General features: G+C 75.2%; 21 protein-coding genes and 2 pseudogenes. 13 read left to right on the plus strand and 10 right to left on the minus strand.

Going from position 1 to position 24,702, the window contains the following annotated elements:
• Nucleotides 1-13: 13 nt before the first annotated feature.
• Nucleotides 14-694 (plus strand): SRPBCC family protein, encoded by a 681-nt coding sequence (locus ABZ858_RS17850; RefSeq protein WP_361378627.1) that lies wholly within the window; start codon nt 14-16, stop codon nt 692-694.
• 401 nt (nt 695-1,095) lie between these two features.
• Here ABZ858_RS17850 and ABZ858_RS17855 read toward each other — a convergent pair whose 3' ends face one another.
• On the minus strand, nt 1,096-1,605 hold the full coding sequence (locus tag ABZ858_RS17855) for a metallophosphoesterase (protein WP_361378630.1): 510 nt from the start codon (nt 1,603-1,605) through the stop codon (nt 1,096-1,098).
• Nucleotides 1,606-1,799: 194 nt separating this feature from the next.
• Between ABZ858_RS17855 and ABZ858_RS17860 the strand changes: the two genes are divergently transcribed.
• Nucleotides 1,800-2,261: a MarR family transcriptional regulator gene (locus ABZ858_RS17860; RefSeq protein WP_361378633.1), complete on the plus strand. Its 462-nt coding sequence runs from the start codon at nt 1,800-1,802 to the stop codon at nt 2,259-2,261.
• Nucleotides 2,262-2,331: 70 nt separating this feature from the next.
• Nucleotides 2,332-2,919, plus strand: a complete 588-nt coding sequence (locus ABZ858_RS17865; RefSeq protein ID WP_361378636.1) for a hydrolase — start codon at nt 2,332-2,334, stop codon at nt 2,917-2,919.
• Nucleotides 2,920-2,982: 63 nt separating this feature from the next.
• Here ABZ858_RS17865 and ABZ858_RS17870 read toward each other — a convergent pair whose 3' ends face one another.
• The 4 genes and pseudogenes from ABZ858_RS17870 to ABZ858_RS17885 all read right to left on the minus strand — a co-directional run bounded on the left by ABZ858_RS17870 (nt 2,983) and on the right by ABZ858_RS17885 (nt 6,550).
• The gene (locus ABZ858_RS17870) at nt 2,983-3,180 is read right to left on the minus strand and encodes a hypothetical protein (RefSeq protein WP_361378639.1); all 198 of its coding nucleotides are present in this window, start codon (nt 3,178-3,180) and stop codon (nt 2,983-2,985) included.
• A 74-nt stretch (nt 3,181-3,254) separates the two neighbouring features.
• On the minus strand, nt 3,255-3,626 hold the full coding sequence (locus ABZ858_RS17875) for a DUF6479 family protein (RefSeq protein ID WP_361378642.1): 372 nt from the start codon (nt 3,624-3,626) through the stop codon (nt 3,255-3,257).
• Nucleotides 3,627-3,703: 77 nt separating this feature from the next.
• Entirely contained in the window at nt 3,704-4,009 is a 306-nt protein-coding gene (locus ABZ858_RS17880; protein WP_361378645.1) for a hypothetical protein, read from the minus strand.
• A 93-nt stretch (nt 4,010-4,102) separates the two neighbouring features.
• Nucleotides 4,103-6,550, minus strand: a pseudogene (locus ABZ858_RS17885) (SpoIIE family protein phosphatase).
• Between the two features lie 429 nt (nt 6,551-6,979).
• Between ABZ858_RS17885 and ABZ858_RS17890 the strand changes: the two are divergent.
• On the plus strand, nt 6,980-9,145 hold the full coding sequence (locus ABZ858_RS17890) for a SpoIIE family protein phosphatase (RefSeq protein ID WP_361378864.1): 2,166 nt from the start codon (nt 6,980-6,982) through the stop codon (nt 9,143-9,145).
• A gap of 143 nt (nt 9,146-9,288) precedes the next feature.
• On the opposite strand, the gene ABZ858_RS17895 is transcribed toward ABZ858_RS17890, so the two are convergent.
• Nucleotides 9,289-10,635: a S1 family peptidase gene (locus ABZ858_RS17895; protein WP_361378648.1), complete on the minus strand. Its 1,347-nt coding sequence runs from the start codon at nt 10,633-10,635 to the stop codon at nt 9,289-9,291.
• Nucleotides 10,636-11,218: 583 nt separating this feature from the next.
• Here ABZ858_RS17895 and ABZ858_RS17900 point away from each other — a divergent pair.
• The 7 genes and pseudogenes from ABZ858_RS17900 to ABZ858_RS17930 form a co-directional block, all read left to right on the plus strand.
• Nucleotides 11,219-12,185 (plus strand): annotated as a pseudogene (locus ABZ858_RS17900) (ATP-binding cassette domain-containing protein); the annotation flags it as partial.
• A gap of 57 nt (nt 12,186-12,242) precedes the next feature.
• A complete protein-coding gene (locus tag ABZ858_RS17905) occupies nt 12,243-13,250 on the plus strand; it encodes a Ppx/GppA family phosphatase (RefSeq protein WP_361378651.1) in 1,008 nt (335 codons plus the stop codon).
• A 54-nt stretch (nt 13,251-13,304) separates the two neighbouring features.
• Complete coding sequence (locus ABZ858_RS17910) at nt 13,305-13,517, plus strand: hypothetical protein (RefSeq protein WP_361378654.1); 213 nt, start codon at nt 13,305-13,307, stop codon at nt 13,515-13,517.
• A gap of 140 nt (nt 13,518-13,657) precedes the next feature.
• Nucleotides 13,658-14,671: an iron-containing redox enzyme family protein gene (locus tag ABZ858_RS17915; RefSeq protein ID WP_361378657.1), complete on the plus strand. Its 1,014-nt coding sequence runs from the start codon at nt 13,658-13,660 to the stop codon at nt 14,669-14,671.
• 21 nt (nt 14,672-14,692) lie between these two features.
• On the plus strand, nt 14,693-15,346 hold the full coding sequence (locus tag ABZ858_RS17920) for a HemK2/MTQ2 family protein methyltransferase (protein WP_361378660.1): 654 nt from the start codon (nt 14,693-14,695) through the stop codon (nt 15,344-15,346).
• A 64-nt stretch (nt 15,347-15,410) separates the two neighbouring features.
• On the plus strand, nt 15,411-15,575 hold the full coding sequence (locus ABZ858_RS17925; RefSeq protein WP_361378867.1) for a CDGSH iron-sulfur domain-containing protein: 165 nt from the start codon (nt 15,411-15,413) through the stop codon (nt 15,573-15,575).
• Nucleotides 15,576-15,613: 38 nt separating this feature from the next.
• Nucleotides 15,614-15,985: an STAS domain-containing protein gene (locus ABZ858_RS17930; protein WP_361378663.1), complete on the plus strand. Its 372-nt coding sequence runs from the start codon at nt 15,614-15,616 to the stop codon at nt 15,983-15,985.
• Nucleotides 15,986-16,160: 175 nt separating this feature from the next.
• On the opposite strand, the gene ABZ858_RS17935 is transcribed toward ABZ858_RS17930, so the two are convergent.
• On the minus strand, nt 16,161-16,595 hold the full coding sequence (locus ABZ858_RS17935; protein WP_361378666.1) for a protease inhibitor: 435 nt from the start codon (nt 16,593-16,595) through the stop codon (nt 16,161-16,163).
• A 407-nt stretch (nt 16,596-17,002) separates the two neighbouring features.
• Between ABZ858_RS17935 and ABZ858_RS17940 the strand changes: the two genes are divergently transcribed.
• The gene (locus ABZ858_RS17940) at nt 17,003-18,172 is read left to right on the plus strand and encodes a lactate 2-monooxygenase (RefSeq protein WP_361378669.1); all 1,170 of its coding nucleotides are present in this window, start codon (nt 17,003-17,005) and stop codon (nt 18,170-18,172) included.
• Between the two features lie 13 nt (nt 18,173-18,185).
• Here ABZ858_RS17940 and ABZ858_RS17945 read toward each other — a convergent pair whose 3' ends face one another.
• From ABZ858_RS17945 to ABZ858_RS17955, 3 genes are all read right to left on the minus strand, one after another.
• A complete protein-coding gene (locus tag ABZ858_RS17945) occupies nt 18,186-18,563 on the minus strand; it encodes a toxin Doc (RefSeq protein WP_361378672.1) in 378 nt (125 codons plus the stop codon).
• A 3-nt stretch (nt 18,564-18,566) separates the two neighbouring features.
• A complete protein-coding gene (locus ABZ858_RS17950) occupies nt 18,567-18,812 on the minus strand; it encodes a hypothetical protein (protein ID WP_361378675.1) in 246 nt (81 codons plus the stop codon).
• A gap of 181 nt (nt 18,813-18,993) precedes the next feature.
• Nucleotides 18,994-22,092, minus strand: coding sequence for a glycoside hydrolase family 2 TIM barrel-domain containing protein (locus ABZ858_RS17955; RefSeq protein WP_361378678.1), 3,099 nt, complete (start codon nt 22,090-22,092; stop codon nt 18,994-18,996).
• A 225-nt stretch (nt 22,093-22,317) separates the two neighbouring features.
• Here ABZ858_RS17955 and ABZ858_RS17960 point away from each other — a divergent pair, with 225 nt between their 5' ends.
• On the plus strand, nt 22,318-24,699 hold the full coding sequence (locus ABZ858_RS17960; protein ID WP_361378681.1) for a SpoIIE family protein phosphatase: 2,382 nt from the start codon (nt 22,318-22,320) through the stop codon (nt 24,697-24,699).
• The last annotated feature ends 3 nt before the right edge of the window (nt 24,700-24,702 follow it).

A 24,702-nucleotide genomic window follows, 5' to 3' on the forward strand; every position in this document is an offset into this window, starting at 1 on the left:
CGAGGAGGAAGTCATGGAACTGCGGCACGAGTTCACCGTGCCCGTCCCGGTCGGCGACGCCTGGCGGGCGCTCCTCGACATCGAGCGGGTCGCGCCGTGCCTGCCGGGGGCGAGCGTCGAGGCGTACGACGGCACGACCGTGACCGGCTCGGTCAGGGTGAGACTGGGGCCGATCACCGTGACGTACAAGGGCACGGCGGTGTTCGAGGAGCAGGACGGGGCGGCCCATCGCATGGTGCTGGCCGCGAGCGGCCGGGAGACGCGCGGGCAGGGCACGGCGCGGGCGACGGTCACCGCCGCGCTGGAGGAGCGGGCCGGGGCCACGGCGGTGTCGGTGCGCACCGATCTGACGGTGACCGGCCGCCCGGCGCAGTTCGGGCGCGGGGTGCTGGCGGAGGTGAGCGACCGGCTGGTGGGGCAGTTCGCGGACTGCCTGGCGCAGCGGCTGTCCGACGCGCCGGGCGGCGAGCAGGAGGACGGGGAGGGCGGGGAGGACGGGGAGGGCGGGGGTCAGGAGAGCGAGGAGTACGCGGCGGTCGCCGGGAGGCCCCCGGCCCCCGCCGGCGAGCCCGAGCCGCTGGATCTGCTGCGCGCCGCCGGAGTGCCGGTCGCCCGGCGTGCCGCCGGGGCCGCGGGCGCGGTCCTGGTGGTGGCGCTGCTCGTCGTCGGAGTAAGGCGGCTGCGACGCCGGTGAGGAGGCCGCCGTGCGCGGGCCGTGGGGCGGATGGGCCAGGGCCGCGTTTCTGCTGCTCGGGGGATCTGCGTGACGTGCGTGGCCTGCGGTAGCCGCGTGATCTGCTGATTTCGGAAATTTCCCAGGTTTTCTGGTTTGGGGGGTTCGCTCTCCTCAGGAGGGGTAGGCGGGCTGCAATGGACGAGGCTCAGCCTCTCCCGCACATGTGCGACGCACACCGCTCCGGAAGGAGGTCCGTGACAGCGCATACTCGCAGCTCCCGGGCTGCTTCCGCGCACGGAGCGGCCCGGATCTCGCCGAGACATCGGACACGAGAAAGGGAAGTGTGACCTAGGGGCGGCCCCTGACCGGGCCGCCCTCTTCTGCGTCCGCCGCCGGTCAGGACCGGGCCCGGGCCTCCGTCACACGGTGCGGCGCGGAGGCAGCCGGCGCAGTTCCACCTCGGTGAGGCGGCCGCCGGTGACGGTGGCGGTCATGTACGTGCAGTGCGGCTGGCGGCGCCGGTCGGTCGGGGAGCCGGGGTTGAGCAGGCGCAGCCCAGTGGCGGCGGTGGTGTCCCAGGGGATGTGGCTGTGCCCGAAGACCAGGACGTCGAGGCCGGGGAAGCGGGCGGCGCAGCGGGCCTCGCGCCCGGTGGCGGGCCCGGTCTCGTGGACGGCGCCGAAGCGCAGCCCGCCCAGTTCGGCGTGGGCCACCTCGGGCAGGCGGGCACGGAGTTCGGGGCCGTCGTTGTTGCCGTACACGCCGATCAGCCGGCGGCTGCGGCGCTCCAGCAGGTCGAGGGTGGCGGTGTCGACCCAGTCCCCCGCGTGGAAGACGACGTCGGCGCGCGGGAGTTCGGCGAGCAGGGGGGCGGGCAGTTCCTTGGCGCGCTTGGGCAGGTGGGTGTCCGAGATCAGCAGCAGGCGCACGGCGTCAGCGTACCGCCGGGCCGGCGTGGCCGCCCGGTCCCGCGCGGGCCGCCGATCCCTGGTCCCCCGGTCCGCCGGCCAGCGGCCATCGGTCATCGGTCATCGGTCGCCGGTCATCGGTCGCCGGGGCAATGTGCAGGCAAACTGTTCAGTCCAGACTGGACAATTTCGATTGCTGGTTCTACGGTGTTGCCATGGATCATCAGCCCACCGAGGCGCCCGAGGGCGGTTCCGCCTCCGCCGCCCGGGCCGCGCGCGATCTGCGGGTGGTGTTCAGCCGGCTGCGCCGCCGTATCCGGGAGGTCGCGCGGGACGAGGACCTCACGCCCTCGCAGGTGTCGGCCCTCACCCTGGCCGGCAAGCACGGCGCCGCCACGGCCAGTGCGCTGGCGGCCGCCGAGGGGGTCCGTCCGCAGTCGATGGCCGCCACCCTCGCCGCCCTGGAGCAGCACGGGCTGATCCGGCGCACCCCCGACCCGGACGACGGCCGGCGGCAGCTCGTCACGCTTACCGAGAACGGCCGCGAGCGCATCGAGGGCGACCAGCGGATCCGCGAGGAGTGGCTGGCCCGCGCCCTGGAGGACCGGTTCACCGAGGCCGAACGACAGACCCTGATCGAGGCGTTCGGCCTGATGGAACGGCTGACGCGGCCGTGAAGGACAGGCTCACCCGCACTCTGCCGCTGACACGACTCACCCCGCACAAGCCCTGAAAGGCTTTCCTCCCATGGCACTCACCGCCCTCGACCCGCGTACCGCCCTCGTGGTGATCGACCTCCAGGCCGGCATCGTCGGCGCCCCGACCGCGCCCCACTCGGGCGCCGAGGTGCTCGCCCGCTCGGTGGAGCTCGCCGAGGCGTTCCGCGCCCGTGACCTGCCCGTGGTCCTGGTCCGGGTCTCCTTCGCCGCCGACTTCGCGGACGTGATGCCCGGCCGCACCGAGGCGGCGCGCTCCGGCGGCGGCGCCCGCCCCGACGGCTGGGACGTGATCGTTCCCGAGCTGGCCGGGCACCCGGGCGACATCACCGTCACCAAGCACAACTGGGGCGCCTTCCACGGCACCGACCTCGATGTGCAGCTGCGCCGCCGCGGCGTCACGCAGATCGTGCTGACCGGCATCGCCACCAGCATCGGCGTGGAGTCCACCGCGCGGGCCGCCTACGAGCACGGCTACCACGTCACGCCGGCCACCGACGCCATGGCCGACATGGACGCGGAGGCGCACCGCAACAGCGTGGAGCGGATCTTCCCGCGCCTGGGCGAGACGGGCACCACCGCCGAGATCCTCGAACTCCTGGCGAAGACCCGGGGCTGAATGCGCGGCGGGGGCCCGGCGCGTCCGCGCCGGGCCCCCGTGTGTCCGGGACGTGCGGGCGGGTCAGTCCTCTCCCCGCACGATGTTGCACTCCGCGCCCGTACGGTCCCGGCGCGGGCCGCCGCGGCCCTCTCCCGCCGAGGCGACCGCCGGGACGCAGGTGCGCACGCCCTTCTCCCGCAGCCGGCGGGCCGTGGCCCAGCCCGTCTCGGGGCGCCGGCCCGTCGTCTTCTCACTTATGTGCGCGGTCACGCTGCTCATCTTCCTTCCGCGTCCGGTGGGTACGGGTGCTCGTGCGGTGGCTGTGTACGGGTGTGCGGTCCGCGGCCTCCGGGTCACTTGCGGCCGGAGCCGCCGCTGCCGAAGGAGCCGCTGGAGCCGGGGTCCCAGCGCGGCCGGTCCTGGTCGTCGCTGCGCCTGGTGCCGGAGGAGCCGAGTTCGTGCGGGGTCAGCCGGCGGCCGGTCTCCTCGGCGCGGGGCACCTCGTCCGGTTCGCGCCGCTGCTGTTCCTCGTGCACCGGTCCGGATTCGGGCAGCGTGGGGTGCTCGCCGCCCCGGGGCGTCCTGGGCTCACGCTGCTTCACCTTGATCCCGAGCCGGACGGCCCAGATCAGACCGCCGACGATGATCAGACCGCCGACGATGATGACGACGACCCCGAAGACGGAACTCGCGTCGGAGGCTGCTTCAAACCGGGTGGTGTCCATGCCTCACCGGGTACCCGGTGAGGCCCGGCGGATACGTGCCGGACCCGACACGGGCGGCGCCCCCCCCCGCGGCGCGGTCAGGGTCTCTCCGGACGCGGTGCTCCGCCGTCGGAGGACTCGGAGGACCGGGCCGCCTCCTCCACCTCGGCCTCGATGTCGGTGCGCGCCCTCCCCTCGTCGCCCGCGTACTCGCCCAGGGCGGCCTGGAGGTCGCGGGCGAGGTCGCGCCAGGCGCGCCAGGCGGTCTCGTACGTCTCGCTCTGCAGGCCGGTCCAGCGCTCCTGCGCGGGCGGGCCGTACTTCGCGCGCAGTTCCTCGACGCGGGTCTGCGCCTCGTCGGCCGCGCGCTGTTTCGCCACAAGCTCTTCGAAGGTGTGTGACACAGCCCAGGACCCTAAGCACGGCGGGCGCGCCCGGGGCTCAGACCTGCCGCACCGCGGGCGGGGCGCACCCGTGTGGCGGGTCGGGCGGCCCGTTCACCGCCCCACCGGCAGTTCGCTCCACACCTGCTTGCCGCCGCCGGCGGGCACGGTCCCCCAGGCCGCCGACACGGCCTCGACCAGGAGGACGCCGCGGCCGCCGGTGGCCTCCCAGCCGATGCTGGTCGGCTTGGCGGGGGTGCGCGGCGAGGAGTCGGCGACGGCGACGCGCAGCCGCCGGTGGACGAGGGAGAGGTCGAGGCGGACCGGGCCCTCGGTGTGCACGAGGGCGTTGGTGACCAGTTCGGAGACGACGAGGAGAGCGGCGTCGGCCTCCTCGGTCACCCCCCAGGACCGCAGGGTGCGCCGGGTGAAGCGGCGGGCGTGCCGGACTGCCTGGGGCACCCGCCACACCGTCCAGCTCTCCCGGAGCGGGCGTACGTCCAGGCCGTCGTAGCGCATGAGGAGCAGGGCGATGTCGTCGTCGCGGTGCGCGCCGGTCAGCAGGGCGTCGGCGACCAGGCCGAGGTGGCCGGGGTCGGCGGCGGCCAGGCCGCCGGCGAGCCGCCGCAGGCCGGCGTCGAGGTCGGCGTCCCGGGACTCCACCAGCCCGTCCGTGGTCAGGGCGATCACGGTGCCGGGGCGCAGTCCGACCGGGGTCATCGGGAAGTCGGCCTGCCGCTGCACGCCCAGCGGCGGGCCGCCCGCCACCTCCACGGTCTCCACGCTGCCGTCCGGGTGGCGCAGCACCGGCGGGAGGTGCCCCGCGCGTACGCACCAGGCGACGCCGGCCTCCAGGTCGACGTCGACGTAGGCGCAGGTCACGAAGAGGTCGGTCTCCATGTCCAGCAGGAGCCGGTCGGCGTGCGCGACGACCACGTCCGGCGGGTGGCCCTCGGCGGCGTAGGCGCGCAGCGCGGTGCGCATCTGGCCCATGAGGGTGGCCGCGGCCGTGCTGTGCCCCTGGACGTCGCCGATGACGAGGGCCACGTGGTTGTCGAGCAGCGGGATGACGTCTTACCAGTCGCCGCCGACCTCCAGGCCGGCAGTGGCGGGCAGATAGCGGGCCACCGCCTCGGCGCCGGGCAGGCGCGGCAGCCGGCGGGGCAGCAGGGCGCGCTGGATCATGCCGACGAGTTCGTGTTCGGCGTCGAAGGCGCGGGCCCGCAGCAGGGCCTGGCCGGCCAGCCCGGCGAAGGCGGTGAGCAGGGCGCGTTCGTCGGCGCCGAAGTCGTGCGGGGTGTCCCAGCCGATCAGGCAGGCCCCGGCCATCCGGTCGCCGGCGGGCAGCGGCAGCACGGCGAGGCCGCCGGGGCCGACCTCGGCGAGGGCGGGTTCCAGGGGCGATCCGGCGGGCCAGATCCGGGCCCGGCCCTCGCGCAGCGCGGCGGCCAGGGTGGGCATCGCGCGGACCGGCGCGTCGGGCCACTCGGTGCGCCACTCCAGGCGCCACAGCTCGGGCCAGGATTCGGGTTCGGGCGGGTCGAGGACGGTGACGACGAGCCGGTCGTTCTCCAGCTCGGCCAGCGCGACCCGGTCGGCCCGCAGCGGTCCGCTCAGCGCGGCGACCACGGCCTGGCTGACGTCCCGGACGGTGCCCGCGGTGGCCAGGACGGCGGCGAGCCGCTGGACGCGGGCGACGTCGGTGACGCCGGAGCGCAGCGCGGAGGCGTCGGCCACGGTGCCGGCCAGCCGGGCCGGGCGGCCGTCGCCGCCGGGCAGCAGCCGGCCGCGCAGCCGCAGCCAGGTGGGCGGCCCGCCGGGCCGCAGCACCCGGAACTCCAGCTCGCGGTCGCCGATGGACAGGTGGTCGGCCTCGACGACGGACATCAGCGACGGCAGGTCCTCGGGCACGGTCAGCGCGAGCAGGGTCTCCACCCTGCCGTCGAAGCCGGCGCGGTCGAGGCCGAACAGGGCGAGGATGCCGTCCCCGACCTCCACCCGGCCGCTGTCCATGGCGAGGCTGAACGCGTCCGGCGGCAGGTCGGCGCCCGGCGGGGGCGCCGCGGCCGCGGGGCAGGCGACGGCCGCGGCGACCAGTTCCAGACAGCTGCGGTCCTCGGTGTCGAAGCCGCCGGGGCTCTCGGTGACGGCGAGCAGGCAGCCGCCGCCGGCCAGCGGCAGCGCGGCGAGGAAGACGTCACCGGCGGGCATCCGCCGCGCATCGGCGCGGGCCGCGAGTTCGCCGGGCCCCAGCCAGAGGGGCTGACCGGTGCGGCGGGCGTCGGCCGGTGCGGAGTGCCCGGCCAGGGGGTAGGTGTCGCGCAGGCCGAACAGCGTCCGGGGCACGCCCGCGGACTCGGCCAGGCAGAGCAGGTCGCCGCTCTCGCCGCCGGGGGCGTACAGGCCGGCGAAGGCGGCGGGGGTGAAGACGAGGGCCTGTTCCAGGACGCGGCGCGTCCGGTCGGCGGCGGGCGGGGCGGCGGCGAGGGTCCGCAGGGCGAGTTCGGCGCGCGCGGCCCTCGACCTGCGTGCCGTAGCGCCCTCACTGACCACGTTGGCCATTACAGCGCGTACCGGGCGTGTGCGCAGCCCCTGTGACGGTTCTGTGTGAGTTCTCGCGGGTCCGTTCCGGTCGGTTTGCCGTGGGGTGCTCGCGAGGGTCGTGGCGGTCGGCTCCCCGGGTGACGCTCACGGGGGCCGTTCCGGTCGGCTCCCCGTGGAGTGCTCACGGGGGCCGTGCCGGTCGGCTCCCCGTGGGGTGCTCGCGAAGGCCGTGGCGGTCGGTTCTCCGTGGGGTGGTCGCGAAGGCCGTTCCGGTCGGTTCTCCGTGGGGTGGTCGCGGACCGCCGGGTGCCGTCCGCGCGCCGCGCGGGCCGTGCCGTGCCCGCGCGGGACGCCGTCGGCCGCCCTCGCGCACCGCTCGCCGTGCGGTCCGGGCCGCCAGGGGAGAGCCTTGACCCCACGGAGAGCCAGGCGCGGCCGGACGAGGAGGTGGTCGGCGTGGCCGACGGGCGGACCTCCGGGCAGCCCCCGATGCACCCCGCCGGGGCGGTCGGCCGCCCGCTGCTGTCCCTCGCGCTCGCCGCCGTGCTGGACGAGGTCCACGCGCACTCGGGCGCGGTGTACCTGCTGGCGCCCGACCAGCCCGTCCTGGAGATGGCGGTGATGGCGGGCATGCCCCGGGCGTTCGCCGCGCCCTGGGAGCGGGTCGGGCTGAGCGCGCCCATACCGGTGGCCCAGGCCGTGCGCGAACGGCGGCTGGTCTGGGTCGGCGGCGAGGAGGAGATGGCCCGCCGCTATCCGCGGATCGCCGTGGTCCTGCCGTACCCCTTCGCGCTGGCCGCACTGCCCCTGGCGACCGGGTCCGGCATGTACGGCGCGATCTTCGTGACCTGGCCGGACTCGCATCCCGCGATACTGCCCGACGGGGAGCGCGAGCAGCTGACCGCCGCCTGCGACCGGCTGGCGCTGCGCCTGGAGCGGGCCGCGGCCGAACGCCGCCCGGTGCTCCCGGAGCCGGACCTGCTGGCCGCGCCGCCGGCCGGCGGGGTGAGCGGCGCACTCGGCTCGGTCGAGGCGGCCCGGATGGCGGCCCGCCTGCCGTACGGGCTCGCCTCCCTCGATCTGCACGGCCGGGTCTCCTTCGCCAACCCGGCCGCGGCCGACCTGCTCGGCGTGCCGGTCACCGAACTGCTCGGCACCCGGCTGTGGGCGTCGGTGCCGTGGCTGAACGATCCGATGTACGAGGACCGCTACCGGGCCGCGCTGCTCAGCCAGCACGTCACGTCCTTCGTGGCGCTGCGCCCGCCCGGGGACTGGCTGTCGTTCCGCATGTATCCGAGCACCACCGGGCTCAGTGTGCGGATCAGCCGGGCCCGGGCGGTGGCGGAGCTGAGCCGCGGCGCGCCCCGGCCGGGCGGGGCGGCCGCGGCCTCGCCGTCCAGCCTGGTGACCATCTCGCAGGTGCTGAGCCTGGCCGGGGCACTGACCGAGGCGGTGGGCGTGCAGGACGTGGTGCAACTGGTCGCCGACGAAGTCGTGCCGGCCGTCGGCAGCCAGGCGCTGATGATCCTCGGTTCGCAGGCGGGACGGCTGCATGTGCTCGGCCACCGCGGCTACCGTGACATGGAGGCCGTCGAGCAGTTCCACGGCACCGCGCTGAGCGCGCCGACGCCGAGCACCCGGGTGCTGTCCACCGGCGCGCCCGCCTTCTTCGACTCCCGCCGTCAGCTGGAGCGGCTGTACCCGGGCCGGTACGCGGTGCGCGACGGCTTCGCGGCCTGGGCGTACCTGCCGCTCATCGCCTCCGGCCGCCCGGTGGGCACGTGCGTGCTCGCCTACACCGATCCGCACCACTTCCCCGCGGACGAGCGGGCCGTGCTGACCAGCCTGGGCGGCCTGATCGCGCAGGCGCTGGAGCGGGCCCGGCTCTACGACGCCAAGCACCGCCTGGCGCACGGTCTCCAGCAGGCGCTGCTGCCCCGCTCGCTGCCCCGGCTGCCGGGCTTCGACGTGGCCGCCCGCTATCTGCCCGCCACCCAGGGCATGGACATCGGCGGTGACTTCTACGATCTGGTGCCGACCCGGCCGGCGCCGGCCGCCGTGATCGGTGACGTCCAGGGGCACAACGTCACCGCCGCCGGGCTGATGGGCCAGTTGCGGACCGCCGTCCGCGCGTACACGACGGTCGGCCAGGAGCCGCAGGAGGTCATGCGGAGCACCAACCGGCTGCTGATGGAGCTGGGGGTCGAGCTGTTCGCCAGCTGCCTGTACCTGCGGCTCGACCCGGCCGACGGCTCCGCCGTGATGTCCCGGGCCGGCCATCCGCCGCCGCTGCTGCGGCGCCCGGACGGGCGGGTACGCGTCCTCGACCTCGCCGGGGGCCCGCTGCTGGGCATCGACGCGGCGGCCACGTATCCGACGACCCGGGTCGCCCTCGCCCCCGGTTCGGTGCTCGCCCTCTACACGGACGGGCTGGTCGAATCGCCCGGCGTGGACATCGAGGACGCGCTCGCCGAACTGGGGCACCGGCTCGGCGAGGCGGGCGACCTGCCTCTGGGCGAGCTGGCCGACCGCCTGGTACGGCACAGCGCGGCGGCGCGGGAGCGGATCGACGATGTGGCGGTGCTGTTGCTGCGGGCGCGGGGGGACGGCTGAATCGCGGGGATGGCTGAATCGGGGGGGCGGGGTGGGGCGGTGGAGGGGGTACGCCGGTCGGTGGGGCCCGGTCAGCGGGTCCCCGGTCGATGGGGCCCGGTCGGTGGGTCCCGGTCAGCGGGTCCCCGGTCGGTGGGCCCCGGTCAGCGGGTCCCGGCCGCTCCTGCGCCGTCACCGTCGGCGCCTTGGCCACTGCCGGCCTGGCCGTCGCCGCCCTGGTCGCCTCCGCCTTGGCCTCCCCCGCCGGCCCCTCGGTCGCCTTCGCCCCCGCCTTGCCCGTCCCCGCCCGAGCCCGCCGCGCCCTCGCTGCCCGCCAGTGTCGCCCCCGTCGCCTGCAAGGCGGTGGTGATCGGCTGGAAGAAGGTCTCGCCGCCCTGGGTGCAGTCGCCGCTGCCGCCGGAGGTCAGGCCGACCGCGCCACCGTCCTGGGTGAACAGCGAGCCGCCGCTGTCGCCCGGTTCGGCGCAGACGTCGGTCTGGATGAGCCCGGTGACGGTGTCGACGCCGTCCGGGTCGGTCTCGCTCCGGAAGTTGACCGTGGCGTCCAGGCCGGTGACGGTTCCGTCGTGCAGGCCGGTGGTGCTGCCCATCCGGAACACGCCCTGACCGACGGTGGCCTGCACCGCCCGCGTGATCGGGACGGTCCGGCCGTCGCCGGTGTCGACCTCGCCCGGTGCCCGGGTGGCCGGGTCGTCGTACGTGACGAGGGAGAAGTCGTTGCCGGGAAAGGTGGCCCGGTCCACCGTGGCGACCGGAGCGCCGCCCTGCGCGTCGGCCCACCGCTCGGCCGCGACACCGCAGTGACCGGCCGTCAGGAACGCGGGAGAGCCGTCGGCGGCCGTGACGTTGAACCCCAGTGAGCAGCGCACGGTGCCGCCGCCCTGGGCCTGGGCGAAGATCGCGTCGCCGCCGGCGGCGAGGGTCTTGAAGGTGCCGGCGGACCTCTTCAGGGCGGCCGTGCCGGAGCCGAGGCCGCTGACCGCGGACCGCACGGTGTCCCAGCGGGCGCCGGTGACCGTGCGGTCGGCGGTGACGACGACCTTGTTCGTGCGCGGGTCCACGGCCCAGGCGGTGCCGGGGACGGCGGCCTTCGCGCGCAGCGTCCGTGCCGCCGACCGGAGTTCGGCGGCGCTGTTGCGCACCGCGCGGACCGTGGCCCCCGCCGTCCTCGCCCGGGCGAGCACACTGTCGTCGCCGCTCGCCACGTCGACGACGAGATGCCGGCCGGCACTGTCGTAGTAGGCGCCGGCGAAGGCGTCGCCGAGGGTGCGGGCCAGCACGGAGGCGGCTTCGGAGGCGTCCTTCGCCGTGAAGGTCCGTACGGCGGCGGTGTCGTGTGCCGTGCCGTGGACCGTGCCGTCCGGGGAGGCGTCGGCGTTCGGCAGCAGCATCGCCGCCGCGCCGAGCGCCACCGCGCCGCCCGCCGCGATCGCGGCCTTGCGTCGGGGGACTCGCTGGTGGACCGGGTGGTGGACTCGGCGGTGACTCAAACTTCTCGACCTCCTGGGGGCGGGGTCCGTGCCGCCGGACGGCGGCGGAGTACGGGCGTGTGGACGGCTGTTCGTACGCACGGCCCGGCCCGCGCGTTCAACGCGGCGGCCGGGACCGGCCCCGTCCACCGGCCGACACCGGTGCGATCCGGACGCCATGCGGGCGGAATCCCTCCTTCAGCGAATCTGCACAGCGGATGCCCACCGAACTCACCGCGCACGGCGGATCTGCACAACCGCGCACCCGCGTACGCGCCTTTGGCACGGAGTGCCGGATTCGCCCGGACCGGGGCGAGGGCCCAGGGCGGGCCGATGCCGCACGGAGTGTGAAGAAGACGCCGACAACTCGTGCCCCGGCATGCACAGATCGGCGCCATTCGCCGGGAAGTCCGCTGGTGAGGGGCTTGTCCGAGTGGAACCCCGGGTCCGCGCCGTGCTTTGATCCATCGCACCGCGGGGCCGGCTGGACGCTTGGGAAACTGGCGTCCGGCCCCGCGGTCGCGGCCCCCCGTCCGTCACCGGAGGGGGCCGCTCTCTCCCTCCTTTCCTTTGTGAAACCCCGACCTTTCCTTTGTGAAACCCCGAGGTGCGCCGGCAGCGGCGGCTTGTGGTGCTCACCAACAAGCTGAACAACCAGGCGTTCCAGACCCCGCGCGGACTGCCGAAGCTGCGGGTGGCGGCGGCCGAGAACTACGCGTACGCGGCCTGGGCCCGGCAGTTCGCGCGCGGTCGCGAACTCCAGCGGCAGGTGGGCCGGATCAAGAACCTCACCACCGTGCTGGACGCCGCGCCCGAGGTGCGCGCGGCGAGCACCCGGCCGGACCCGCTGTCCGGGGCGATCGAGGCGCGGCGGCTGTCGTTCCGGTACTCCGGTGACGGGCCGCTGGTCCTGGACGACGTGTCGTTCCAGGTGCGGCCGGGCGAGTTCGTGGCGGTGGTCGGCCCGAGCGGCTGCGGCAAGCCGACGCTGCTGCGGCTGCTGATCGGCTTCGACCGGCCGCTGTCGGGCAGTGTGCTGTACGACGGCCAGGACCTGGCGGCGCTCGGCCTCACGGCGGTGCGCCGGCAGTGCGGGGTGGTCCTCCAGCACGCGCAGCCGTTCACCGGTTCGGTCCTGGACGTCATCCGCGCCCCCGAGCCGTGCTCGCCGGAGGAGGCGATGGCGGCGGCCGAGATGGCCGGGCTGGCCGAGGACATCCGGCGGATGCCGATGGGCCTGCACACCCTCGTCGCGGGCGGGCGGGGCCGTCTCGGACGGCCAGCGGCAGCGGCTGATGATCGCCCAGGCCCTGGTGCGGCGGCCGCGGCCCCTCTTCCTCGACGAGGCGGCCAGCGCCCTGGACAACGACGCGCAGCGCACCGTGATCGAGAGCACCCGCAAGCTGGACGCGACCCGCGTGGTCAGCGCGCACCGCCTGTCGACGGTCATGGACGCGGACCGGGTCGTCGTGCTGGAGGACGGCCGGGTCGCCGAGCAGGGGCTGCCCGGGCAGTCCCCCGCCGACCCGGGCAGCCGGCTGCGCGAAGTGGTACGGCGGCAGCCGGCCTGACGCCCGCCGCAGCAGGTGGGAGGCGTAGGAGATCACCGGGGCGGGTACTTCCGGCCCATGCGGATGAGCGTGGTGGACGTGGGGTCGAACACGGTACGGCTGGTGGTGGCGGACGCGCGGGACGGGGTGCCGTTGCCGGTGCACACCGCCAAGTGGCGGCTGAGACTCTCGGAGCAGGTCGTTCCCGGGCAGGACATCCCGCCCGGGGCGGTGGAGCAGCTGGTGCACGCGGTCGACGAGGCGAGCGCGACGGCCGTGCGCTGGGGCGCGTCCGCTCCGTCGGCCTTCGCGACGACCGTGGTGCGCGGCGCCCCGAACCGGCTCCAGGTGCTGCGCACGGTCCGGGCGCGCACCGGGGTGGCGCTGTGCACGCTGCCGGGCGAGGTCGAGGCCGAGCTGACCTTCCTCGGGGCCCGGCGCTGGATGGGCTGGCGGTCCGGGCCGCTGGTCCTGCTCGACATCGGCGGCGGCTCGCTCGAAGTCGCCTTCGGACGCGGCCGGCTGCCCGACTTCGTGGCCTCGCTGCCGCTGGGCGCGGGCCGGCTGACGCACGAGTTCTTCCCGGACGGGCAGGTGCCGTCCCCGGAGCAGCTCAAGGCGCTGCGCCGCAGCATCCGGCACCAGCTGCGGGACGTGGCCGCCCGGGTCCGCTGGGAGGGTCCGCGCACCGCCGTGGTGACCTCGCGCACCTTCCAGCAGCTGGGGCGGCTGTGCGGGGCCTCGCCCGGGCGGCACGGGCCGTTCGAGGAGCGGGAGCTGCACCGGGCGGCGCTGCGCCGCGCGGTCGGCCGGCTGGCCGCGCTGCCCCCGGACCGGCGCGCCGAACTGCCCGGGATCTCCGCGCCGCGCGCCGCGCAGAGCCTGGCGGGCGCGGTGGTCGGGCACACGGCGATGAAGCTGGCCGGGCTGAGAACGGCCACCGTGTGCCCCTGGGCGATCCGCGAGGGGGTGCTGCTGCGGCACATCGAGGACGGTCCGGCGTGGTGGGAGCGGATCTCGCAGGAGAGCGAGGACGCGGCGCCCCCGGACCCCGTACCGCTGCGCATCGCGACCTCGGCCAACTGAACCGGCGCACCACAACCGACGGAGAATCCGACGGAGAAACGGAGAACAGAGGACATGCCCGTGGACAAGAACGGCAACGGCGAGGACGACCAGCGGTCCGAGCACCACCCCAGGACCGCGGCCGGCGAGGTGCTGCGCGAGTTCGAGAACGCCGAGACGGACGTCGACGACTCCCGCGAGAAGCCGCACCGGGGCGAGGCCGCCGAGGCGATCACACCGAGCCCGGGGGCCGAGGAGGACGCCGAGCGGAAGGCCGAGGACGACTGAGGACCCGGGGGGGGCCGGTCCCCCGGCCCGCCGGTGCGCCGACCCCGGCGGGCGCCCGATCCCCGGCGGGCGTCCGATCCCCGGCGGGCGCCCGGCGCCTGCCCGCGGATGCCCAGGCGCCCGCCGGGTACCCGCCCCCCATGAACCACGATCATCCAGAACCCGGGCTCCCACCGGCCCGGGGCCCCCTGTCCGCGGCCGTGACCGCGTACTTGCGGGGCACGGGGGAACTGCCCCGCGCCGAGGACGCCGCCGAGGCCGAGCCCTACGGCGACGACCTCCAGCTCGCCCTGTACCTGTGCTACGAGCTGCACTACCGGGGTTTCGCCGGGGTCGCCGACCGGCGCGAGTGGGACCCCGGCCTGCTGGCCGTGCGGGCCGCGCTGGAGGACCGCTTCCTGACCGCGCTGCGCGCCGACACCCCCGGCCACGACAGCCTGGACGACGCGCTCGCCGCGATCCTGGTCGAGCCGGTCGACGGCACCGGCGTCTCGCACCACCTGCGCGCCGAGGGCGAGCTGTGGCAGGTGCGCGAGTACGCCGCGCTGCGCTCGCTGTACCACCTCAAGGAGGCGGACCCGCACGCGTGGGTGCTGCCCCGGCTGTGGGGCCGGGCCAAGGCGGCGATGGCGGCGGTGGAGTTCGACGAGTACGGCGGCGGCCGGGCCGAGCGCGTGCACGCCCGCCTGTTCGCGAACCTGATGACCGACCTGGACCTGGACACGGTCTACGGCCGCTATCTGGACGCCGCCCCGGCCGAGGCGCTGGCCGTCGTCAACATGATGTCCCTGTTCGGCCTGCACCGCGCCCTGCGCGGCGCCCTCGTGGGCCACTTCGCCGCGGTCGAGATCACCTCGTCACCCGGCTCCCGGCGGCTGGCCGAGGCGATGCGCCGCACCGGCGCGGGACCGGCCGCCGCCTTCTTCTACGACGAACACGTCGAGGCGGACGCCGTGCACGAGCAGGTGGTGCGCCACGAGGTCATCGCCGGGCTCCTGGAGCAGGAACCGCACCTGGCGGCCGACGTCGCCTTCGGTATCGACGCGACCGGTCACCTGGAGGACCGGCTCGGCGGGAAACTGCTGGCCCACTGGCGTGCGGGCCGTTCCGCGCTGCGCGTCCCGCTCGCCGCCGGGCCCGCTCATATCTCATGAGGGGCGGGGTACTCGCGGGACGTGAGTGAACTCGTGCTTCCGGGCGTCTACGCCCCACAGGACGACACCGCGCTGCTGGCCGAAACCCTGTCCGGGGAGGCGCTCCGGCCCGGCGCGCAGGTCCTGGACGTCGGCACCGGCAGCGGTGCGCTGGCGCTGGCCGCGGCCCGGCGCGGCGCCGAGGTGACCGCGGTCGACGTGTCCTGGCGCGCGGTGTGGACCGCCCGCCTCAACGCCTGGCTGAGCCGCCTCCCGGTCCGCGCGCACCGCGGGAACCTGTGCTCCCCGGTGGGCAGCCGGACCTTCGACGTCATCGTGGCCAATCCCCCGTACGTCCCCGCGCCCGCCGCGCGGCACACGCCCCGCGGCAGGGCCCGCGCCTGGGACGCCGGGCACGACGGGCGCCTGGTCCTGGACCGGCTGTGCCGGGAGGCGCCCGCGCTGCTGCGGCCCGGCGGTGTGCTGCTCGTGGTCCACTCCGCGCTGAGCGGCCCGGAGCGCACCCTGGAGCTGCTGCGGGGGGCCGGTCTCAAGGCCGCCGTGGTGCGGCGCCGGTGGATCGCCTTCGGGCCCGTGCTGCGGGCCCGGCAGGGATGGCTGCGCGAGCGCGGGCTGCTGGGCCCGGCCGAGGAGAAGGAAGAGCTGGTGGTGATCCGTGCCGAACGTGCCCTCTGACACCGGCGGGGACGACCCGCGTCCCGGCCCCCGGGAAGAGCCGCGCTCCGGCCCGACCCGCCGGGTGACGATGCGGCGGCGTGGTCCGATCCTCGTCGACGGCCCGGTGGAGGTGGAGCTGGAGGACGGCACCACGGTGCGCTCCGACCGGTTCCGGGTCGCGCTGTGCACCTGCCGGCGCAGCCGCCGCTATCCGTGGTGCGACACCAGTCACCGAGAGCGGGTGTAGCGGGTATGCGCGGCGGCCGGGCGGATGCCCGGATTCCCGTGCCCCACCTCGTACCGGACGCCGTACCGGACGCCGGCGCCGTCGCCGCCGCGCGGGTGCGGGCGGGCGGGCCGTTCACGGTGGTGGAGGTCTCGGGCGAGATCGACATGCTGACGGTGGACCTGCTGGCGGAACGCCTTGAGGCCGCGACCGCCGCCGCGGGGCCCGATGTGCTGGTGGACCTGCGCGCGGTGGACTTCTTCGACTGCTCCGGGCTGCGCGTGCTGTGCCGGGCCGAGCGGCGGGCCCGGGAGCGCGGCGGCCGGCTGCGCCTGGTCCTGGACGACCCGCGCATCCGCCGGCTGCTGCGGGCGACGGGTCTGCTCGGGCGCTTCCCCCCGCTGCCCCGGCTGCCGGTGGCGGCCGGCTGAGGCGGCCACTCGGGCGGGCGCGGCGGGAAGCGCCGCGGCAGACGATTCCAGGGGCCGGCGGAGGCCCCACTCCGCCCGCCGGCCCCTGATGCGAGATCGCCTCGGTCCCCGTGCCGGGCCCGCACTCCCCAGTCACGGACCCTCAGTGCTGCGCGGGAACCGCGCGATCCCGGTCTCAGAACGCGAAGACGCTTGTCAGGGAAGCGTTCTTCACGCAGTCGTTGGCGAAGGTGCGCTGGTAGGAGACGCGCTTGCCCTGCCAGACGCCGTCCGCGGTGACCACCACGGGGCGGTACTCCCGGGTGCACACCACGTCGTCGCTCGCCGTGAGGGCGTCGAAGTCACCGCCGGCGAGGCGCAGTTCGGCACATGCCTCGGGCGCGGCCGGATGGGTTCCGGAGGCCGTCGGGGCACAGGTGAGGGTGACGGCCCGCTCCGGTGTCGCGGTGGCCGGGCTGTCCCCGTGGCCCACCGTCAGCACCAGGGCCGAGGGGGCGTAGAGGGAGGCGGGGGCGACGGACGGGGCGGCGAGAGCGGCGTGGGTGAGGGGCCCGAGGACGGCGGTGGCCGTCAGGCCGAGGGCTGCTGCCCAGCGCGCGGTGTTCCGCATTGTGTGCTTCCTTCCGCAGGAGGTCGATGAGAGATACCGGGCCTGGCTCGGTCGGTGCCGGACCGGCGAGCGGGAGTCTGCCGAGTCCGCCGCCGAAACTCACATCGAACCCATGGGTTTCGGTAACCTTGCGTATTGAATCAGTGGCGTGAAGTCACAGAAATCGAACGTCCAAACCCCTGAACGACGGGCCTGCCGATCACCGCATCCGGCCGGATGGCGTGATCCGGGCTGTTCGGCAATCGACCGGAAACATTCCCGTCACGTCCGCGCGGGACGGCCGCGGTTCACCTCCCGGTCATCCGTGGGTCCGCCGCCGGGCCCCCTCCCCCGCGGGCCCGACCGGCCCTACCGGCCAGTATGGTCGGGGTCCGGCGCACCACCGGCGACGAGAGGCGGACGTACGGATGGCGAAGCACTGGGCCGACTTCCAGTACGAGATCTATCTCCAGGGGATGACGGGCGCGGTGCCCCGGCTGCCCACCGACCTCAGCCGCCTGGAGGAGCTGACCGAGCGGCGGCTCGGCCCCGGCCCGGTCGGTTATGTGGCGGGCAGCGCGGGCGACGGCAGCACCGCGCGCGCCAACCGGGCGGCCCTGGAGCGGCGCCGGATCGTGCCGCGCATGCTGCGGGACGTGCACGAACGCGACCTGTCGACCGAGGTGCTGGGCCGCGCGCTGCCCGCGCCGCTGGCGCTGGCCCCGGTCGGTGTGCTGTCGATCATGCACCCGGAGGCGGAGACGGCGGCGGCCCGGGCCGCGGCGGCGCAGGGCGTGCCGTTCGTCCTGTCGTCGGCCTCCAGCACGCCCATGGAGCAGGTCGCGGAGGCGATGGGGGACGCCGAGCGCTGGTTCCAGCTGTACTGGGCCAAGGACCGCGAGGTGACCCGGAGTTTCCTGGAGCGGGCGAAGGCGGCGGGGTTCACCGCGCTGCTCGTCACCCTGGACACCCCGCTGCTTGCCTGGCGGCCCCGCGACCTCGACCAGGCGTACCTGCCGTTCCTGCACGGGGTGGGCACCGCCAACTACTTCACCGACCCGGCGTTCCTGGCGGGCCTGGCCAAGCCGGTGCACGAGGACCTGAACGCGGCGGTGCTGCACTTCGTCGGCATGTTCGCCGATCCCGGCAAGACCTGGCCGGACCTGGCGTTCCTGCGGGAGAACTGGGACGGTCCGATCGTCCTCAAGGGCGTCCTGCACCCGGACGACGCCCGGCTGGCCGCCGAGGCCGGGATGGACGGGGTGGTGGTGTCCAACCACGGCGGCCGCCAGGTGGCGGGCTCGGTCGCCGCGGCGGACGCGCTGCCCGCCGTGGCGCGGGCGGTCGGCGACCGGCTCACCGTGCTCTTCGACAGCGGGGTGCGCACCGGCGACGACGTCTTCAAGGCGCTCGCCCTCGGCGCCCGGGCGGTACTGCTGGGGCGGCCCTACGTCTACGGGCTCGGCCTGGACGGGCAGGCGGGGGTGGAGCATGTGATCCGCTGCCTGCTGGCCGAGTTCGACCTGACTCTCGCCCTGTCGGGCCACGCCACGCCGGCCTCGGTCGGCCCGGCCGACCTGATCGAGCAGGACCGGTGAGCGGGCGGCGGGCTCAGATCTCCCAGGAGCGCAGCCGGTCGGCGGCGCCGTAGACGTCGGTCTTGCCGGACATCAGGTCGCGGGCGAGGTCGACGAGGGCGCCGTAGGGCGGGTCGATGCCGACGCCGCTGACGAACATGTAGGCCACGGCGGTCGCGCAGGCGAAGCGGGCGTTGGCCGAGGGCAGCGGCTTGAGCACGGCGAGGGTGTGCAGCAGCGCGGCGGCCCGCCAGGCCGGGTCGGAGTCCACGCCCAGCCGCGGCGGGTCCACGCGGTGGCGGGCGACGGCGGCCACCAGGGCCGAGAAGTCGTTGACCGTGGGCTGGTCCGGCAGCACTTCCTCGTGGCGCTGGAGCAGCCAGGGCACGTCGATGTGGATGACGGAGGTCATCGGTCAGGCGGCCCGTCCCGCGCCCCTGGCGGGCAGCTCGTCCTCGGGGAACGCGGCGGCGAACTCGTCGGCGTGCGCCGCGAAGAACCGCCGGAACGCCTCGGCGCCCTCCTGGAGGGCGCGGTGCCGGGCTATGTCGGCGGCGGCGGCCTCGCGCACGAGCGCCTTCATCGACGTACCGCGTTCCTTGGCGATCTGCCGCAGATCCTCTAGCTCGCGGTCACTGAACTCCACATTGAGCGCTGGCATGGACCAAAAGTACCGCGCGGGTACTCGGGCGTAAATTGCCGCAGGTCACAGCGGCCCAGCGGCGGTACCGCAGGGCGGGCCGCAGGCGGGAGGGCCTGCGGCCCCCTCCCCCCCCCCGCTCGGCCGCCACCGCGAGCACGCGCCCCTGTGCCGGTCGAGGCAACCGTACGGACCGTCCGCCCTACGCCTCCAGCTTGCTGATCCTGACGGCTCCTCGGGGCTCGCCCGGCCGGCTGCTGGTGAGGGTGAGTCGCAGCCGGGAGCCGCGTGCCGCGTCGAAGGTGATCAGGGTGGGTGCGTCGGAGGCGTGTGCCCAGTCGGTCCGGGCGCCCCGCACCGGCCGCCACGCGTGGCCGTCCCAGACGGCGACGGCCACGGCGGCGGGCAGGCTGTGCGCGGCGTCGACGGTGAAGGACACCGCCACGTGGTCCACGGTCCGCGCCCGGCCCCAGTCCACGCTCACCCAGTCCTCGGCGCGGGCCCCGCTGAACGCGGGCAGCAGCGCGGTGGCCTGCTTGGTGAAGGCGTTGGACCAGCCGGTGGCCGGGTCGCCGTCGAGCAGGGCGGCGGGCAGGGTGTCCGGCCGCCCCGAGTAACTGGCGTCCGCGCGCGGGTAGGCGGGCGGCTTCGGGGGGTCGGACGGGAAGACGGCGGGCCCGGTGGTCGCGGCCTCGCGCGCCGGGGTGGCGCGTACCGTCGCCGTGTCCCGGCGCAGCCCGTCGGCCCGCGCGGTGACGGTCAGCGGGCCCGGGCGACTCCCGGCGCGGACGATGGCGAGCGCCTTGCCGTGGAAGGCGGTGCGGGTACTGGCCTGGTAGCGCTCGGCGCTCTCCTGGCGTCCGTTGTCGACACCGGCCAGCGAGCCGCCGGTGACGTCGAAGGAGAGCAGGTGCTCGGCGTCGGGCACGGTCACGCCGTGCGCGTCGACGACCTCGGCGGTGACGAAGACCAGCGAACGCCCGTCGGCGGGCAGGGTGTCGCGGTCGGCGGTGAGGCGCACGGTGTGCGGGGCGCCCGCGGTGCGCAGCACGTCGGTGGCGACCACCCGGCCGTCGCGCCGGGCCACCGCCTTCAGCTCGCCGGGCCGGAACGGCACCTTCCAGGTCAGGTGCAGTTTGCCGGCGCTGCCGTTGGGGCTGGTGTAACTGCCCGGGTAGGGGCCGTCGGTGAAGGTCTTGTCGTCGCCGGTGGCCTCGGTGGTCTCCAGGTACGTCCGCCCGTCGGTGGTCCGCTTCACGTCGAACGCGCGCACGCCCAGGGACGTCCCGTCGAGGAACAGCTCGACCGACTCGGCGTTGGCGTACGCCCACACCTCGACGACCTCGCCCTCCCGGTGGTTCCAGCTCATGGGCAGCAGGTGGACCATGGGTTCGGTGGTCCACTGGCTGCGGAAGAGGTGGTACATGTCCTTGGGGAAGCCGGCCGTGTCGGCCGCGCCGAAGAAGGACGCCTTCACCGGGAAGACGCTGTACGGGGTGGGCTCGCCGATGTAGTCGATGCCCGACCACAGGAACTGCCCGGCGAACCACTCGCGGTCGCGGTCCTTCTTGTGGCCGTACTCGCCGCTCATCGTCCAGGAGGCGAGGTTGTTGTCGTAGGAGGAGACCGCGCGGCGGCCGGGCGTGTGGTTCTCGCCGGTGTTCAGGTGCTCGGGTTCCTGGTAGGCGCCGCGCGTGGAGGTCTCCGAGGACGACTCGGACTCGAAGAGGAACAGGTGCGGGTAGGCGGCGTGCAGCGCGTCCACCGACTTGGCGGTGTTGTAGTTCAGGCCGAGCCCGTCGAGCCGGGCCAGCAGCAGGTCGGCCGGGGAGCCCTTCGCGGGCACGCTGTGGTGCTTGTTGGAGCCGATGACGACCGGCCGGGAGTCGTCGGCGGCCTTGACCGCGCCGATGATCCGGTCGGCCATGGCCAGGCCCGCCGTGGTGGTGGAGTCGGGGATCTCGTTGCCGATGGACCACAGCACGACGGCGGGCGAGTTGCGGGCGGCGAGCACCATCTCGGTGGCGTCCTTCTCGCACCACTCGTCGAAGAACCGACCGTAGTCGTACGTGGTCTTGCCGGTGCGCCAGCAGTCGAAGGCCTCCACCATCATGACGATGCCGAGTTCCTCGCAGACCTGGATCAGCTGCGGGGCGGGCGGGTTGTGCGAGGTGCGCAGGGCGTTGACGCCCATCGCCTTCATCAGGGTCAGCTGCCGGCGGACGGCGTCGACGCTGACCGCGGCGCCGAGCGCGCCCTGGTCGTGGTGGAGGTCGACGCCCTTGATCTTGGTGTGGACGCCGTTGAGGGAGAAGCCCTGGTCGGCGTCGAAGCGGGCCTCGCGGACGCCGAACACGGTGTCGTACGTGTCGGTGGTCCGGCCGCCGGTGCGCAGTTCGGTGCGCAGGGTGTAGCGGTGCGGCGCGGCGAAGTCCCACAGCCGCGGCCGGGGCACGGTGAGTTCGTGGGTCTCGGTGTGCGTGGCGGCGACCGTGGCCGTGGTGGCGGTGCGGGCCACCGTGCGGCCGTCCGGGTCGAGGACGCGGGAGGAGATCTCCACCCGGGCCGCCGCGCCCGCCTCGCCGTTCACGGTGGTGCGCACCCGGACCACGGCCCGTTCGGCGGTGATCTCGGGGGTGGTGACCCGGGTGCCCCAGCGGGCCACGCGCACCGGTTCGGTGATCACCAGGCGGGCCTCGCGGTAGATGCCGCTGCCGGAGTACCAGCGGCTGCTGGGCAGCCGGTTGCGCACCTTGACGGCGATGACGTCCGCGGTGGTGCCGTCGGTGTGCAGCAGGCCGGTGAGGTCGTGGGCGAAGCCGGTGTAGCCGTAGGGGTGGTGGCCCACCTCGGTGCCGTTGCAGTACACGTGGGAGTCCATGTAGACACCGTCGAACTCCAGCGAGATCCGCCGGCCCGCGCAGGACGGCGGCAGGCTGAGGGACAGGCGGTACCAGCCGAGGCCGCCGGGGAGGAAGCCGGTGCCGGCGGTGGTGCCGTGCTCGGTGGTGGGGGTCTGCTCGATGCTCCAGTCGTGCGGGACGGCCACCCGGCGCCAGCCGGAGTCGTCGTGTCCGGGCGCGGCGGCGGCGTCGGAGGAGTCGTCGAGGCCGTCCGGGTCGGCGAGCGAGAAGCGCCAGCCGTCGCGCAGCGGGAGGACGCGGCGGCCCGGGCCGCCGCCGGGCGCGTCGCCGGCCGCGGGGGTCCCGGTCGCCGCCCGGGCGGCCGGGGCGGCCGGTACCGCGGCGGCGGGGGCCGCCGCCGTACCGGCGATCAGGACCGATCTGCGCGTGACCGTCATGACGGCTCTCCTTCATTCCCCAACAGGGAGCAGAAGTAATCAGAGGTGATCGCGACCGAACAGATTCTGACGGGTCGGCGCGGCCGAGCGTCAAGGGCACGAGGACACTCTTCGGTCACTTGTCACTCGGGCAGGGGGTCGCCGTCCACGCGCGGCGGGTACGCACTAGGCTGGGACCGAAGTGACGCACCGTTCACTGTGAGTGTGCGCGATGGAGTGGCGACGATGAGCCCGGTGTATCCGTTCGACGATGCCGCCACGGCACGCGCCGTCGTCGACGCGCACGGCGATCTCGTCGAGTGGAACGAGGGCGCCCGCCGGCTGCTCGGCTGGGCACCGGACGAGGTGCTGAACGAGCCCGCCGCGGACCTCCTGCTCGACGGCGCCCCGGCGGCCCCGCCCGAGGGGTGCCGCTGGACCGGCACCCTGACCCTGCTGCACCGCGACGGGCACCCCGTGTCCGTCTGGGTGCTGGCCCACCACCGGCGTCCGGCCGGGGGCGGCGACTGGCTGCTGGTCACCCCGCTGGAGGGCGGCGCTCCCCCGGGCCCCGAGGACCCCCTGTCACGGGCCGGCCTGGTCCAGTCGCCCTGCGCGGTCGCCATCTACGACCACCGGCTGCGGCTGCACGCGGTCAACGACGCCATGGCGGAGGTGCTCGGCGTGCCCGGGCACCGGCTGCGGGGCCTGCGCCCCTCCGAGATCGGCGGCCGCACGCCCGGCGAGGAGGTCGAGGAGCACATGCTCCGGGTGCTGCGCACCGGCCGGGGGCACGACGTGCGCACCTACGTCCCGCTCGGCGGCGACGGCCGGGTGACCGCGTGGATGGCCCGGATGTCCCCGATCACCGACGCCGACGGGCGGGTGCGCGGGGTGTGCGTCGCCGCCCACGACTTCACCGAGCAGCACCGCTCGCGCGAGCGGCTGCAACTGGTCAACGAGGCGAGCGTGCGCATCGGCACCACCCTCGACGTCACCCGGACGGCCCAGGAACTCGCCGACGTGTGCGTGCCCGCCCTCGCCGACTTCGTCAGCGTCGACCTGGTGGACCCGCCCGAGTCCGGCGGCGAGCCGCCCATCGGCCCGCCGGGCGTGCCCGCGGCCCTGCGCCGCGTCGCCCACCGCTCCGCCACCCCGGGCGACCCCTCGGCGGTGCTCGCCGTCGGGCAGAGCGCGGTCTACCCGGCGGCCTCGCCCCAGGGGGCCTCGCTGCTGTCGGGGCACGCCATCGTGGTCTCCCGGGACTCGGGCGACCTGGAGAAGTGGCTCGCCTGGAGCCCCGCGCTCACCCGGCGCATCGGCGAACTCGGCATCCACTCCGTGATGTCCGTGCCGATCCGGGCCCGGGGCATCACCCTCGGGGTCGCCGTCTTCACCCGGTTCACGCAGTCCGCCCGATTCCTGCCCGACGACGTACTGCTGGCCGAGGAGGTCACCGCCCGGGCCGCCGTCTGCGTCGACAACGCGCGCCGCTACTCCCGCGAGCGGGAGACCGCCCTCGCCCTCCAGCGCAGCCTGCTGCCGCGCACCCTGCCGCGCACGGCCGCCGTCACCGCGGCCTCCCGCTACCTCCCGGCGGCCCGGGCCGGCGTGGGCGGTGACTGGTTCGACGTGATCCCGCTGTCCGGGACGCGGGTCGCCCTGGTCGTCGGGGACGTCATCGGGCACGGCGTGGGCGCCTCGGCCACCATGGGCCGGCTGCGCACCGCCGTGCGCACCCTCGCCGACATCGACCTCGCCCCCGACGAACTGCTCACCCACCTCGACGACGTGGTGGCCCGGATGTCCGCGGAGACCGGCGACCCGGACCGGGGCCGCCCCGGCGAGGTCGGCGCGACCTGCCTGTACGCCGTCTACGACCCGGTCTCGCGGCGCTGCACCCTGGCCCGCGCCGGGCACCCCTCCCCGGTCCTCGTCCCGCCCGGCGGGCCGCCCCGCCGGATCGACCTGCCGCCCGGCCCGCCGCTGGGCCTGGGCGGGCTGCCGTTCGAGTCGGCCGAGCTGGACCTGGACGAGGGCAGCCTGCTCGCGTTCTACACCGACGGGCTGGTCGAGGGCCGCGACCGGGACGTGGAGGCCGGCCACCGGCTGCTGCGCGAGACGCTGGCCGAGCGGCCGGACTCCCTGGAGGAGACCTGCGACCGGGTGCTGCACGCGCTGCTGCCGGCCGGCAGCCCCACCGACGACGTGGCCCTGCTGCTCGCCCGCACCCGCGGCCTGCCCGCCTCCCAGGTGGCCACCTGGGACGTCCCGGCGGACCCGTCCCTGGTCGCCCCGGTGCGCAAGCAGGTCGTCGACCAGCTCGACACCTGGGGGCTGAGCATCGTGGCGTTCACCGCGGAGCTGGTGGTCAGCGAGCTGGTCACCAACGCCATCCGGTACGGCACGCCGCCGATCCGGCTGCGGCTCATCCACGACGAGACCCAGCTGATCTGCGAGGTCTCCGACACCAGCAACACCGCCCCGCACCTGCGCCGGGCCAAGACCTGGGACGAGGGCGGGCGGGGGCTGCTGCTGGTCGCCCAGCTCACCCGGCGGTGGGGCAGCCGGCACACCATGGAGGGCAAGACGATCTGGGCGGAGCTGGCGCTGCTCGACGAGGAGTGAAGC

Origin of the sequence: Streptomyces sp. NPDC047017, from assembly GCF_040644175.1 — a bacterium.
Classification (GTDB): domain Bacteria; phylum Actinomycetota; class Actinomycetes; order Streptomycetales; family Streptomycetaceae; genus Streptomyces.